This is a genomic window from Lysinibacillus sp. GW821-FHT14F06 (assembly GCF_058803665.1).
This window is the reverse complement of record NZ_JBXAPF010000015.1, coordinates 1-13,458: the sequence shown is the minus strand read 5'-3', so window position 1 is coordinate 13,458 and position 13,458 is coordinate 1. Positions and strand designations below refer to the sequence as shown.

At 36.8% G+C, this 13,458-nt stretch carries 13 protein-coding genes and 1 tRNA gene; 11 read left to right on the top strand and 3 right to left on the bottom strand.

The features are described from left to right. The first annotated feature begins 245 nt into the window (after window positions 1-245). From AC1RNS_RS14330 to AC1RNS_RS14320, 3 genes are all read left to right on the top strand, one after another. Window positions 246-1,202: an AAA family ATPase gene (locus AC1RNS_RS14330; RefSeq protein ID WP_492993577.1), complete on the top strand. Its 957-nt coding sequence runs from the start codon at window positions 246-248 to the stop codon at window positions 1,200-1,202. Between the two features lie 24 nt (window positions 1,203-1,226). Further along, entirely contained in the window at window positions 1,227-1,862 is a 636-nt protein-coding gene (locus AC1RNS_RS14325; protein WP_492993576.1) for an RNA ligase family protein, read from the top strand. A 90-nt stretch (window positions 1,863-1,952) separates the two neighbouring features. Further along, window positions 1,953-2,020: transfer RNA gene (locus tag AC1RNS_RS14320), tRNA-Ser, on the top strand. Window positions 2,021-2,074: 54 nt separating this feature from the next. On the opposite strand, the gene AC1RNS_RS14315 is transcribed toward AC1RNS_RS14320, so the two are convergent. Further along, complete coding sequence (locus tag AC1RNS_RS14315; RefSeq protein ID WP_492993574.1) at window positions 2,075-3,265, bottom strand: coenzyme F420-0:L-glutamate ligase; 1,191 nt, start codon at window positions 3,263-3,265, stop codon at window positions 2,075-2,077. A gap of 126 nt (window positions 3,266-3,391) precedes the next feature. Between AC1RNS_RS14315 and AC1RNS_RS14310 the strand changes: the two genes are divergently transcribed. Next, entirely contained in the window at window positions 3,392-4,312 is a 921-nt protein-coding gene (locus tag AC1RNS_RS14310) for a LysR family transcriptional regulator (RefSeq protein ID WP_427548613.1), read from the top strand. Window positions 4,313-4,335: 23 nt separating this feature from the next. Here AC1RNS_RS14310 and AC1RNS_RS14305 read toward each other — a convergent pair whose 3' ends face one another. Beyond that, window positions 4,336-5,217, bottom strand: a complete 882-nt coding sequence (locus AC1RNS_RS14305) for a LysR family transcriptional regulator (RefSeq protein WP_492993573.1) — start codon at window positions 5,215-5,217, stop codon at window positions 4,336-4,338. A gap of 112 nt (window positions 5,218-5,329) precedes the next feature. Between AC1RNS_RS14305 and AC1RNS_RS14300 the strand changes: the two genes are divergently transcribed. Beyond that, entirely contained in the window at window positions 5,330-6,352 is a 1,023-nt protein-coding gene (locus AC1RNS_RS14300; RefSeq protein ID WP_492993692.1) for a YeiH family protein, read from the top strand. A 78-nt stretch (window positions 6,353-6,430) separates the two neighbouring features. Here AC1RNS_RS14300 and AC1RNS_RS14295 read toward each other — a convergent pair whose 3' ends face one another. Further along, window positions 6,431-6,766 (bottom strand): heme oxygenase, encoded by a 336-nt coding sequence (locus tag AC1RNS_RS14295; protein WP_492446655.1) that lies wholly within the window; start codon window positions 6,764-6,766, stop codon window positions 6,431-6,433. Window positions 6,767-7,050: 284 nt separating this feature from the next. On the opposite strand from AC1RNS_RS14295, the gene AC1RNS_RS14290 reads away from it, so the two are divergent. The 6 genes from AC1RNS_RS14290 to AC1RNS_RS14265 all read left to right on the top strand — a co-directional run bounded on the left by AC1RNS_RS14290 (window position 7,051) and on the right by AC1RNS_RS14265 (window position 13,348). Continuing rightward, window positions 7,051-7,734, top strand: coding sequence for a response regulator transcription factor (locus tag AC1RNS_RS14290; protein WP_492993572.1), 684 nt, complete (start codon window positions 7,051-7,053; stop codon window positions 7,732-7,734). Further along, complete coding sequence (locus AC1RNS_RS14285; RefSeq protein ID WP_492993570.1) at window positions 7,718-9,145, top strand: HAMP domain-containing sensor histidine kinase; 1,428 nt, start codon at window positions 7,718-7,720, stop codon at window positions 9,143-9,145. Before AC1RNS_RS14290 ends, AC1RNS_RS14285 begins: the two co-directional genes overlap by 17 nt. A 129-nt stretch (window positions 9,146-9,274) precedes the next feature. Further along, window positions 9,275-10,132: a peptidylprolyl isomerase gene (locus AC1RNS_RS14280; RefSeq protein ID WP_492993568.1), complete on the top strand. Its 858-nt coding sequence runs from the start codon at window positions 9,275-9,277 to the stop codon at window positions 10,130-10,132. Between the two features lie 12 nt (window positions 10,133-10,144). Next, entirely contained in the window at window positions 10,145-10,846 is a 702-nt protein-coding gene (locus tag AC1RNS_RS14275; protein WP_492993566.1) for a polyphosphate polymerase domain-containing protein, read from the top strand. Between the two features lie 19 nt (window positions 10,847-10,865). Then, a complete protein-coding gene (locus AC1RNS_RS14270) occupies window positions 10,866-11,549 on the top strand; it encodes a DUF4956 domain-containing protein (protein WP_492993564.1) in 684 nt (227 codons plus the stop codon). A gap of 35 nt (window positions 11,550-11,584) precedes the next feature. Next, window positions 11,585-13,348: a CotH kinase family protein gene (locus AC1RNS_RS14265; protein WP_492993562.1), complete on the top strand. Its 1,764-nt coding sequence runs from the start codon at window positions 11,585-11,587 to the stop codon at window positions 13,346-13,348. The last annotated feature ends 110 nt before the right edge of the window (window positions 13,349-13,458 follow it).

Below are 13,458 nucleotides of genomic sequence, written 5' to 3'. Positions count from 1 at the left end.
CATACATCTACTTCGCAAAGAAGTATAGTCTAGTAATTTTTGTAAATTTATGATACAATAACGGTGTAAAGTAATAAAATATTAATATACAAAGACTGCTCTACAAAAAGGTGGAGCAGTCTTTTTTATATGTAATACCTCCACCCAATATGACTGATTACAATAAATAATTATTAAAATTGGTGTCCATACCTAAAGAATATGACACGAAACACGATATAGAAACTTGAAGGGAGGTGAAAAGGATGAAGGTGATCTTTACAGTGGGGTTGCCTGGGAGTGGAAAAAGTACATTTGTGAAACAGCTAGCGAAAAGGGAAGAAGCGATTGTTCTTTCAAGTGATGCTATACGGCAGGAGCTGTTTGGTGACGCAACTAAGCAGAAATCACGTGTGGTCTTTCGCACATTATATGAGCGTCTTAATGACTTAGTGGCAAAAGGTTTTTCTGTCATAGTAGATGCCACAAATATTGAAAGAGAACGCAGGATGTTTGCACTTCGTAAATTACCAAGCACGATTAAGAAGGAATGCTATTACTTTGATACACCCTATTCAAGTTGTGTAGCAAGAAACCAACAACGGAAGCGGCAAGTACCATTGATGGTGATGGAAAAAATGAGAAAGCATTTAGAATTCCCAACAGTAGGAGAAGGATTCGATGTAGTGCATATTGTACATGAATCAAGTCCATATGACATTTCTCGACAACAATTTATTTCACTTATTCAAAGCCAACCCACTTATGAAAAGCTTTTTCAAACACTTCGATCAGTCCCACTATTTAAAGAAATTTATCATTTTAATCAAGAAAATCCACATCATCAATTTCTACTATGTCAGCATACTTATTTTGTGTTTGCCTATATCAATGAATACTATTTGGAAAGTGATAAGCTGGCATTACAAATAGCAGGATTATTCCATGATGTTGGGAAGCCATTTTGTAAAAAATTTAAACCACTGCAACAACGGTATGGCTATTTTGGCCATGAAAATGTATCGGCTCAAATGGTTTGTCATTTTTTATTAGAGTTGGGCTTTGAAGAGGATTTCGTTTTAAAGGTTGTACATTTAGTGCAGTTCCATATGTTAATACAGTATGGGGGCGATAGAGGTGGAAGCCAAATTTATCATTTATTAGATGGCGATTTATTAACAAGGCTTTACTTTTTCCGTGAGGCAGATCAATTTGCCAAATAAACAATAGAGAAAAGAAGTGGAGATATGACGAAATTAAAGAAATATCCAAGAAGCTTTCATTTACCTTGGAGTAGAAGCTATACCCATGATGATAAGGTTGCTAAAAACGTGAATCATTTTATAGGAAAAGAAGTGGTTGTCACTGAAAAATTAGATGGAGAAGGCACTACACTTTACAAAGACTATATGCATGCCAGAAGCATCGATTCAGCCAATCATCCTTCTAGACATTGGGTAAAAACATTTCACGCGAGTTTTGCATATCGGATTCCAAAAGATTGGCGTCTATGTGGAGAAAATGTTTACGCCAAGCATTCCATTTATTATCAAGCGTTAACAAGCTACTTTTATTTATTTAGTATTTGGAATGAAGAGAATATTTGTTTGAGCTGGGATGAGACAGTTGCCTTTGCCGCTGAGTTAGGTATTGAAACCGCACCTGTTTTATATCGAGGGATTTTCGATGAAGAAAAAATAAAACGTACATTTACTGGTAAATCATTTTTTGATGGTGAACAAGAAGGTTATGTCATTAGAAATGCGGGATCATTTCATTATGATGATTTCCAATATAATTTAGGGAAATTTGTCAGATTGCATCATGTTCAAACAAGTGAGCATTGGTTACAAGAAGAAGTCATTCCTAATCGTTTAAAATAAACCTGATTTAACTGTGATTTCTAATTATTAAAAAAGGACTGAGAAAAATGTAATACTACATCAATCTATCAATCAAAAATTATATATTATGAGGAAGTGTGCAAGGGCTGCATATCCCTATAGAAAAGGGTTTACAGGTTCAATTCCTGTCATCCTCACTTAAATGTAAATAAAAAATGAACTCTCTTTAGTAACGAGAGTTCATTTTTGTATTATTTAGTGTAATTATCGAAATAGCCTTGAATATAAATCATTGGTGTTCCTTTGTCACCCGAACCTGATGTTAAGTCAGATAGAGAACCAATTAGGTCTGTTAAGCGACGAGGTGTTGTTCCTTGAGCTGCCATTTGACCAGTTAAATCTTCATCTTTATTTTGGATATAGTCAGAAATCGCTGCTTTTAATTCATCACCGCGAAGATCAGCAAAATCATTATCTGCTAGGTATTTTAGTTTAACTTCATTTGGTGTTCCATCTAATCCAGCAGTATAGGCTGGTGAAACAACAGGGTCAGCTAATTCCCAAATTTTACCTACAGGATCTTTGAATGCACCATCACCATAAATCATGACTTCAACTGTTTTACCAGTAGCCTCTTTGATTTTTGCTTGGATACCGTCAACAATTGGCTGGCAAGTATGCGGGAATAATTTCACACTATCTTCTGTTGCTTTGTTTGAGCCAAGTAAACCGTATTCCTCATTGAAGCCTGAACCGTTCATAGATGCTGATAAGATATTATCAAGGCTGTATACTTTTTCAGCCCCATTCACTGTTAGAATACGTTTTGTGCGTAGGCGTGTATGAATATCACAAGTTAAAACACTCTTCGTATAGTCCAAAATTGTTTTTGGATTATTTGAAAAGATAACCTCACAAGAAGCGCCTTCAGCTTCGATTAATTCCTTATAATATTCAATATAATCTACACCTGTAAATGTGTGTTTTTTATAGCCGAAATGCTCACGGAATTCAACTTCATTTAATGTATCTGTCCAAGGGTTAATTCCTTTTACATCTAGCTCGTCTATATCAACTAGGTGATTACCAACCTCATCAGATGGATAACTTAACATAAGAACAACTTTTTTAACGCCTTTAGCAATACCACGTAAGCAGTTTGCGAAACGGTTACGGCTAAGAATAGGGAAAATAACACCAACAGTATCATCACCAAATTTGGCAGCTACGTCAGCTGCGATGTCGTCGATTGATGCATAGTTACCTTGTGCACGTGCTACGACAGATTCTGTTACTGTGACAATGTCTCGATCTTCAATTGAATAGCCTTCAATCTGTGCGGCATTTAATACCGTATCAACAACGATTTGTTCAATATCATCGCCTTCGTTAATAATTGGACCACGAAGACCTCTTACAACTGTACCAACTACACGTTCCAAAATAATCTCTCCTCATTAACAGGTAAATGTTTTATGTGAATAAAAATCAATATAATTTTACTATACGCTCCTTTAATGATATAAGTAAAATTAATAGTTCGTATAATAGCTATAAGGAGTGCTTATATGATAGGGAAGTTAGATTTATACCGTGTTTTTAGTGTTGTTGCTAAAAATAATAGCTTTTCAAGGGCTGCTAGGGATTTATATATGACACAGCCAGCTGTTAGCCAAGCCATGATGCAATTAGAAAAGGAACTTGGTACACGTCTCTTTAATCGCACACCTAAGGGGGTAACACTAACAACTGAAGGTAGTCTTTTATACGAGTATACGAATTCAGCGTTAGGTCTTTTAGATGCTGGTGAGGAAAAGCTACTGGAATTTAAAAATTTAACAACTGGTCAACTAAAAATTGGTGTAGGAGATACGATTTCCCGCTTTTTTTTAATGCCATATCTAGAGGCATTTCATACCATGTATCCGAACATAAAATTGCAAATGTTAAATGGGACGACATCGGAAATTTGTAATTTTATTAAGTCTGGTGAGGTGGATATAGGACTTTGTAATTTTCCGATAGAAGATGCGACATTACAGTTAACCGTATGTACTGAGGTTCAAGATGTTTTTGTATGTGGTGAAAAATACCGAACATTAACGTCAAAAAAATTAAGCTTTGAAGATCTTTTAAAATTTCCCCTTGTTTTTTTAGAGCAAAAATCAAATTCCAGAAAATATGTAGAAGATTATTTATTTGCAAGAGGAATACATATCGAACCTGAGTTTGAGCTAGGGTCGCATGATCTTGTGCTGGAATTCGCACGTAGTAATTTAGGCATTGCTTGTGTAACGAAAGAATTTTCTAAGGATTATTTGCAACGAGGACTTTTATATGAGTTAACATTAACTGAACAAATACCAGCCCGTAGTATAGGCATGTGTTATTTAAAGAGTGTTCCACTTTCACGGGCGGCTGCAAAATTTGTAGATATTATAGAGCAAAAGCAGGAGCGTAAACGTTTAAATCCGAGAAATATTAAGTAAGCTTAGCGACTAGTAATAGCATGCTAAGCTTTTTTGAGTAGAGCTTCAATAAGCGTGTCAGCATTACGCTTATTTTTCATCGTGGGAGAGTATAGATATGAAAATGTTCGCATAAAATGCTGCTCTTCTAAATGTAAAACTTTGATATCCCCACTCTTTAATTCACGTTCAATAACACTTGCAGATAGTAATGAAAGTCCAAGCCCATGTATAACGCTCTCCTTGACACCCTGATTACTGCTAACGGTAAGAAGTGAATGTACTTGAAGTCCATTTGCTCTAAATAAATGGTCTAAATAGTAGCGTGTACCTGAGCCTTCTTCCCTCGCAACCCAGTTCTGCTGCTGCAGGTTCTCAACAGTAATAGTGGGTTCCTTTACAAGAGGATGATTACTGGCGCTAACAATAAATAATTCGTCCTGCATAAATGGTTTAATAATAAGTTCATGGTCATGAGCCTGCCCCTCAATAAGACCAATATCAACCTGCAATAATTTTGTATACTGAATGATTTCTTTCGTATTACCAATAATAATTTGAAGCTCCAGCTGAGGAAATTGCTTTTGCAGGCTCGCAATGATGGGAGGCAGTATATATTCACCAATTGTAAAGCTTGCGCCAATAATAAGTGTACCTTGAATCTCATGATGGTAGGCTAAAATTTCTTCCTTTGCTTGCTCTGCAATGGCCATCATTTGTTTTGCTCGATTATATAAAATCTCTCCAGTAGGTGTAATTTGCACAGACTTTGGTGAACGAATAAATAAAGTAGTTTGCAGTTCTTGTTCTAAATTTTTAATGTGTAAGCTTACACTTGGCTGCGAAATATGGAGTATTTCGGAGGCTTTTGTAAAATTATTAACCTCAACTAGTGTGATAAAAGTTTTTAAAGCATCATATTGCATGCCATCACTCCTACTATTAAAAATATTAATAATCATGATTATATATATGTATTTTACTGATGACTAACTTTTTAATAAAGTAAAATCATAAAGGATGAAAGAAGTGAACATCATGGTGAATGGACAAAATCGATTAAAAAGCTTCCTAGCCCCAGCATTTATCAAGGGGATATTGTTAACACTCCTTATTGCTCTATCGGCAAAATATATTTCAACATTTCCGTTCTTCTCAATATTGGGCCAGCTTGTCATTGCTATTCTATTAGGAATGGCTTGGAGAGCAGCTTTTAAGGTGCATGATTCATGGCAGGGCGGTATATCATTTTCAAGTAAAAAATTATTAAGATTTGGGATTGTTTTATTAGGAATGCGCTTGAATTTAGCGGATATTTATCATGCTGGAGTGAGTGTTTTTCTAATTGCATTATTAGATTTAGTATTTGCCTTAGTGATTGTCTATGGTTTGACAAAGGTGTTTCATGTCGAACGAAAACTGGGCATTTTAACAGCTTGTGGGACAGCCATCTGTGGAGCAGCTGCTGTCGTTGCTATTGCTCCTCAAATTAAAGCGAATGAAAAAGAAACAGCGGTGGGTGCAGCAATTGTCGCGTTACTAGGCACGTTATTCACGTTAGTCTATACATTGTGCTATTCATTATTTGGGTTAGCACCAACGGAATATGGTGTTTTTGCAGGAGGTACCTTACATGAAATTGCCCATGTGATTGCGGCAGCATCAGCTGGTGGCAATGAAGCTATCGATATGGCGGTTATTGTTAAACTAACCCGTGTGGCTTTACTCGTGCCAGTAGCAATCATTATTGGTATTTTTTATCGGAAAATGGAGAGAGGGCAGGAAAAAGAGCCATTTTCGCTGTCAATTATCCCGTGGTTTATTCTTGGCTTTTTAGCAATGAGTGCAATTAATTCATTAGGAATAGTTCCATCTAATGTAGCGCAGGCATTTGTTAATATTGCCTATATTTTAATTGGCATGGCCATGGCTGGATTGGGATTAAACGTAGACATAAAAACCTTTAAGCAATTAGGTGTAAAAGCCTTTATTGCAGGTCTTATCGGTTCAATTTGCCTATCGGCTGTAGGATACCTTTTAGTTATTTTTATACAGCAATAAAGAATTTCAAAAAACCCTGCATATTTTCGAATATGCAGGGTTTTTTTAGATAGAATCAGAAGATAATTTAATGATAAATTAGCGAGCTGCTTCGATTGAAGACGCTAATTCTGCTATAACGATTTTGCTGCCTATCATTGGACTATTTTCAGGTTTTGCTCCCTCTGAGCCCGGCTCTGGACGATGATGTGCAGCTGCGAATGCATCGCTATCTCGCCAAGCTTGGAAATGTTCCTTTGATTCCCAGTACATGTTGACACTCATTTCGTCATAAGTTGGGTCATCCGTTGACACTAACACCTCTACTTTATGAAAACCTTCAAACTGTTGTAGCGGTCCTGGCTTTGTAAAATTCGGTGCCATTTTTGCAGCAAAGCCGGGTTTGACCTGAATACGATTTGTTACAATAATCATGTTTTCTACCCCCCTAATCATTTTCTAAATAAAGAAAATCTATTAACTTGAATGAAATTATCAATGATTATCATTCGCAATCAATGATAATTGTCGTAGGAAGACATTGTCAATAGAATAGCAATGTTTATACTAAAAAGGTTAAAGGACATTTCCAAATATGTAAAGTTTATTGTCAGTATAAATCGTGTTTAAACGGATTTATCTGATTGGATTCCAGACACTTAGCTGACATATTCCGATGATATAATGATAACACGCAAGCTAGGGACGAGGTGAAGGACATGGCAAAAATATTAATTGTAGAAGACGAATATGCCATAAGTCAGGTGTTAAAAGCTTATTTAAAAAAGGTTGGCTATGATGTGATGCAATGTTTTAATGGCGGGCAGGCACTGACTGTGTTTCAAGAGTGTCAACCAAATTTAGTGCTACTAGATATTATGTTGCCAGAGAAAAATGGTTGGAGAATTTTAGAGGAAATAAGAGGTATTAGTTCTTGTCCCATCATTATGTTAACGGCATTAGGAGATGTAAATTACCGTTTAGAGGGCTTTGATCAAGGTGTAGATGATTATATTGCTAAACCATTTATAGCAGATGAGGTAGTGGCAAGGGTAAAGGCTGTTCTAAGACGTGCCGAAGGAAATCAGTCAGCAGAAAAAAAGAAATTTGGCGAGCTTGAAATAGATATGAAGGCACATCGAGTACTACTGAATGGAGAGGAGATCATTTTAACGCCTAGAGACTTATCAGTGCTATTATTTTTGGCTGAGCATCCCAATCAAACATTTACACGCGATCAGTTAATTGAGCAAGTTTGGGGCTGGGAGTATGATGGCAGCGATCGAGCAGTTGATTTAGCGGTGAAGCGACTGCGAAAGGCATTGACAGATTGGGATGAGGCAGATGGAGAAATAAAGACATTACGTGGATTGGGGTATCAGCTAAGTGTTCCAAAAAGGTAAACGTATATCTTTACTCAACTACTGGACAAGTCGCTATTTATTGACGCTCTTTGTAGGACTAGCCATTATCTCTTTTATATCCGCAGTATGGATTCGTCAAACAACATTTGAAAACCGATTGGAAATGATGAAGTTTTTAGCTGATGAAACAGTATTTCGTCTTACAGATACTACAGGATCCAATAATGGACCTATAGGTGGAATTCCAGGTTTTATTGGCAACCGAGAACGATTTAGCATGAGAGAAATTGATCCTATTTTATATGTTGCTGACACAGAAGGCAATGTCTTAACAAGTAATCGACCAATTCCTCCAGGCAGTGCAAAAAATGTGGCCAATTTACTTGATGGTGAAGAAGATACAAAAAAAATAATCGACATGAATAAGGGCGGAGAGTCAGTTCAATATGTTGTAAAACGAAAAATTGAAAATAATCAGAAGGTAATTGGCTGGGTGCTTGTGCTTGAGAAAAAGGAAAACTTAACGAAGGTTAATCAAGCATATGGTCAATTAGCGTTACTGATAGGAGCCCTTGCCTTATTAGGATGGGGAGCTATTTATTTGTTGTCAAGGCGTTTGGCACATCCAATCAAACAAGTCGCCGAAGCCGCGAAGCAAGTGCAAGAGGGTAACTATACAGTCAATCTACCTGAAAATATTAAGGAAGAGGAAATTTATGAGCTCGTTACGTCCTTTAAGGAAATGGCTAATCGATTAGAGCAATTGGAAAAAACAAGGACAGAGCTATTAGCAGGTGTTACACATGAGCTTAAAACGCCTGTCACATCAATTAGTGGACTTTTACAAGCGGTGAGGGATGGAATCGTTACAGATCAAGATGCTAATGAATTTATTCAAATGGCGCTAGTTGAAACGACGAAAATGAAGACTATGGTTGGCGATTTATTAGCCTTCAATCAGTTTGCCGTCGATGCCATTCCTGTAAGACTAGAGACAGTTAATGTTAATCAACTTATACGTGATGCAGTTACCCAGTGGGAGGTAATGCAGGAAGAGGAAGCGGTAAAAATTCATATACAATTGCTTGCCCAAACCGTCTATGTACAGGCTGATGCTGTCCGAGTGCAGCAAATTGTCACGAATTTATTAACGAATGCAAGACAGGCCATGCAGGAGGGAACCGTAACGATTAGATTGCTGGAAAAGAATGATTCGATTTCTATTACTGTGAGAGACACTGGGCATGGTATTCCTCAAGAGGAACAGGCATTTATTTTTGAACGCTTCTTTAGAGGAGAAAAAAAAAAATACACAATTCGCGGACTAGGTCTAGGCTTATCACTTAGTAAAATGATGGCCCAGTCAATTGGCGGCGATTTGCGACTAATAGAAAGCAATTCCTCAGGAACATGCTTTGACCTTTCATTGAAAAAGGCTACTACGCTATAAAAGGCGTGGTAGCTTTTTCTTTTGTAAAGATTTTTTGAAGGAAATGTAAAGCTGACATCTGACTGACACATTAGACCTTTATAGTATGTTTTGTAAACGAGAAGCCAAGAGAAAGGGCGGGATCACGTTATGAAAAATAGGCTTTCCCGAACGCTAATCTTACCTGCTGGATTCGTCATGCTACTAGCTGGTTGTACTGTGGGCAGTGATTACGTAGCAAAGGTTGATGGAGAGAAGATTCTACAAACAGAATTAGATGATGCGTTGCGTGAACAATACAGTACTGAAGTACTTGAAACATTAATCGCTAACAAAATTGTTGAGCTTGAGGCAAAAAAGCAAGGCGTCACTGTATCTGAGGACAGTATTCAATCAGAGTATGAAGAGATAATAGAGTCATATGGTGGTGAAGAAGCCTTACAGGAAGCTTTGGAAGCTAATGGGCTAACAGAGGAAAGTGTAAGAGAAAATATTCGTATGTATCAGCTTACTAAGAATGTTATTGCTACGGGCATAGATATTACAGATGAGGAAGTAGCTCAATATTTTGATAACAATAAGGAGAGCTATGGACAGCAAGAAGAGGTTGTAGCCAGTCAAATTTTATTGGAGGATGAGACAACCGCAAAGGATGTACTGAAAAAGCTAAAAGCCGGTGAGGATTTTTCGGAGCTAGCAAAGGCATATTCAATAGATTCAGCTACAAGTGAAAATGGTGGTGACATCGGTACCATTAGTCGAGGTCAAATGGACGAGGCATTTGAGAAAGCGGCATTCGGTCTTGAGAAAAATAGTATTAGTGATATCGTTCAAACATCTGAAGGCTATCACATCATTAAAGTAACCGATAAGGTACCTGCAAAAGAGGCAGTACTCAAGGATGTTAAAGAGGATGTTTATGCCTCTATTCTTGAAGAGCGGATAAATGAAGAATATACATCTTGGCTAGATGAAAAACAAGAGGAATACAAAATCGAGAGAAAATAAGGAGTGGCTTATATGTCTACTATAACTTCCTTTAATCCTAACGGTCGCAGGGAGATCAAACAAGCAATTTCTTATCCCGACTATGCCTTATTAAAATCCAAGCTATGGCATGTAATGCAGTTAGACAAGCATGCAGGGATGAAAGGTAAATATTTAATTCGCAGCACTTACTTCGATAATTTTGCTAATAAGGTTCTTAATGAGAAAAAGGAGGGCTATATCAACCGTGATAAATACCGAGTACGAGTTTATGATAAATCCTCAGCCATTATTAATTTGGAAAGGAAAAGTAAGCGTAATAATCTTACCTTTAAAACAAAGTGTGCTATCTCCCGAAAGGAATATGAAAAAATGCGTAGTGGCGAAACATCTTGGATGGAAGAAGATCAACGCCCATTAATTCGGGATTTATATCAGGAAATGAAGTATAACCAGCTGAAACCAGTTACGGTCGTCGATTATGAGAGAGAGGCATATGTGTATGCTTATGGAAACGTGAGAATCACCTTTGATAGTAAGGTGCAATCAAGTCTCCGTAATACAGATATGTTTAATACCAAATTACCCATGGTGGATGTACTTGAACCAAACCTAGTTATTTTAGAGGTGAAATATGATGACTACTTACCAGATATGATTAAGTATTTACTGCAATCAGTAGATACACGTGCAGAAGCCTATTCAAAATATCAACTTAGTCGAATGTATGGCTAATATAAAGGAGAAATGAACAATGGATACAATCAAGTTTAGTGATATTTTTAAATCTAACTTTTTAGAAAAAACAACCTCATTTTCATTAATAGATTCAGTTATTGGCTTAGTAGTAGCCTTCTTTGTTGGAATTTTTATTTACGCTGTATATAAGAAGACCTTTAATGGTGTAATTTACTCCCATTCTTTTAATATTTCACTGCTAATTATGACAATGGCCACTGCGCTCGTTATTATGGGAATCAGTTCAAACGTGTTGTTATCGTTAGGTATGGTTGGTGCGTTATCAATCGTGCGTTTCCGAACACCCATTAAAGACCCTATGGATTTAGTCTATATTTTCTGGTCAATCGTTTCTGGGATTCTATGTGGCGCAGGGTTTATACCACTTGTTATTATTGGTGCAGTTTTAATTGGGCTTGTGCTACTGGTCTTTGTAAACAAAATTACTGTGGAAAATCCATATTTATTAATTGTGAAATTTGAAGAAGAACTAGCTTGTGATGAAGTAGAAAGAATTATAGCTGCACAATCTAAAAAATTCTCCTTAAAATCAAAATCTATTATGCAACATGATGAAATTGAAACAACCTATGAAATTCGTGTGAAACAAAATGATGCCAAGCTAATGGATCATCTGACAAAGGTACCAGGAGTAAAATCAGCAGTAATGCTTAGTTACGATGGTAATTTCACAGCTTAGTAAGCATTTTAGAAACCTAAAGAGAGGTGAAAATCATGATTAAAGCAAGAGCTGTCTATCTTAGTATGGCAATTCTACTTCTCCTCTTTGTTGTCATATATGCTGTGCTTCCAAATGTAGGTATTGAAACTAAAAATACCGAGTTTTCTTATGAGAATATTGTGTTTAATGAAAATAAAGTAACAACAGTAGATATTGAGATTGCTGAGGAAGATTGGGCAGATATGCTAGAAAATGCTGCAGCAGAGGAATTAAAGAAGGCGGATATTACGGTTAATGGTAAGAAAATAGAAAATGTAGCGATTCGTACAAAAGGGAATTTATCACTGCGTTCAGTTGTTAACAGTGATTCGGATCGCTATAGCTTAAAAATTGATTTTGACTACTATGATAATACACAGAGCTTATATGGTTTGAAAAAATTAAATTTAAATAATAATTATAGTGATTCTACTTTAATGCGAGAATATATCTCTTATGAACTGATGGAGCAAATGGGACTACCTACACCCGCACATTCTTATATGTATGTCACAGTGAATGGAGAAGAACGTGGTTTATTTTTAGGGGTTGAAGCGGTAGATGAAACCTTCCTAGCAAATAACTATGGCTCTAATAACGGCTTCTTGTTTAAGCCAGATGGTACAGGCAGTGATTTAAAATATATTAGTGATAATATTGCCGATTATACGGGAATTGGTTTAAAAACGAATGAAGCCAATGTTGATCAATCAAAGTTTATTAAAATGATTGAAGCCATCAATAATGGAGGTGACATTGATAAGTATATTGATGTCGATGAAATGCTACGCTACTTTGCTGTGAACACTGCCCTTGTAAATCTGGATAGCTATCAGGGGGATATGAAGCACAATTACTATTTGTATGAAGACAATGGCGTGTTTTCGATTATACCTTGGGATTACAATATGTCCTTTGGAGGCTTCGGTGCTGGGGGCGGTAGAATGGGGGGCAATAGTGATTTCCAGAACAATAAGGATTTGAAAGCTAGGCAATTCAATGCAACAGATGATTTTAAGAATAACGAACGCTCTAAACAACAACCAAACGTTGATCGAAATCAGAATGGGATAGATATGGCTGCAGGCATGTCTGGCAATCTTATGGAAGATAGTGCTATTAATTTTAGTGTGACTACCCCTGTATCTGGCGCAACATTAGAGGATAGACCGCTATTAAATGCCTTACTATCAAATGAAGAATATCGTGCTAAATATGAAGGCTATTTAGAAGAAGTGGCTACTAATTACTTAACAGAAGAATATATTCAAAGCATTACTAAAAAGTTAGCAGTGTTATTAACAACTTATGTGGAAGCAGACCCTACGAAATTCTCTACAACTGAGCAGTTTTTAGAGGCCGTAGAAGGGGAAAATAGTCTCCCTGAATTTGCTAAACAACGATCAGCATCTATTTTAAAGCAATTGTCTGGCGAGCTTGTTGTAGAAGCGTCAACATCACAAGGTAATATGGGGATGCCTAATCCTAATGATAATGGTGATATGAACGGCAACCCTATGCCTGAGGATTTTGATCCTTCACAGCTTCCTTCTTTCAATCAGGATGGCAATAATCAAGGGGAGCGCCCTGCTGGCGGCGGCCCAATGCAACGACCTGATCAAAATGGTGGGCCGATGGGAATGCCTGGCCAAAATAATGAACAGTTAAATCAAGCAACAGTCATTGATAAAAATACTGTGATTACAATAGTCGTTTGTTTGACCTTATTAATAGTTGCCCTTCTTGGTGTTCTTAAATTCAAGCGAAGAGGTCGATAAAAAATAACCATATCCAAAACTTTTGGGTATGGTTTTCATGTTGTTGAAATACTATTATGTCAATGAAATCAAGGTGACAAATTAAAAAGTATAGCCCTTTTTCAAAACGA

Excerpts from the sequence above, each read along its gene's own strand:
- AC1RNS_RS14325 (WP_492993576.1), top strand. The coding sequence starts at position 1,227 with ATGACGAAATTAAAGAAATATCCAAGAAGCTTTCATTTACCTTGGAGT.
- AC1RNS_RS14270 (WP_492993564.1), top strand. The coding sequence starts at position 10,866 with ATGGATACAATCAAGTTTAGTGATATTTTTAAATCTAACTTTTTAGAA.
- AC1RNS_RS14295 (WP_492446655.1), bottom strand. The coding sequence starts at position 6,766 with ATGATTATTGTAACAAATCGTATTCAGGTCAAACCCGGCTTTGCTGCA.
- AC1RNS_RS14305 (WP_492993573.1), bottom strand. The coding sequence starts at position 5,217 with ATGCAATATGATGCTTTAAAAACTTTTATCACACTAGTTGAGGTTAAT.
- AC1RNS_RS14280 (WP_492993568.1), top strand. The coding sequence starts at position 9,275 with ATGAAAAATAGGCTTTCCCGAACGCTAATCTTACCTGCTGGATTCGTC.
- AC1RNS_RS14310 (WP_427548613.1), top strand. The coding sequence starts at position 3,392 with ATGATAGGGAAGTTAGATTTATACCGTGTTTTTAGTGTTGTTGCTAAA.
- AC1RNS_RS14275 (WP_492993566.1), top strand. The coding sequence starts at position 10,145 with ATGTCTACTATAACTTCCTTTAATCCTAACGGTCGCAGGGAGATCAAA.
- AC1RNS_RS14265 (WP_492993562.1), top strand. The coding sequence starts at position 11,585 with ATGATTAAAGCAAGAGCTGTCTATCTTAGTATGGCAATTCTACTTCTC.
- AC1RNS_RS14330 (WP_492993577.1), top strand. The coding sequence starts at position 246 with ATGAAGGTGATCTTTACAGTGGGGTTGCCTGGGAGTGGAAAAAGTACA.
- AC1RNS_RS14300 (WP_492993692.1), top strand. The coding sequence starts at position 5,330 with ATGGTGAATGGACAAAATCGATTAAAAAGCTTCCTAGCCCCAGCATTT.
- AC1RNS_RS14290 (WP_492993572.1), top strand. The coding sequence starts at position 7,051 with ATGGCAAAAATATTAATTGTAGAAGACGAATATGCCATAAGTCAGGTG.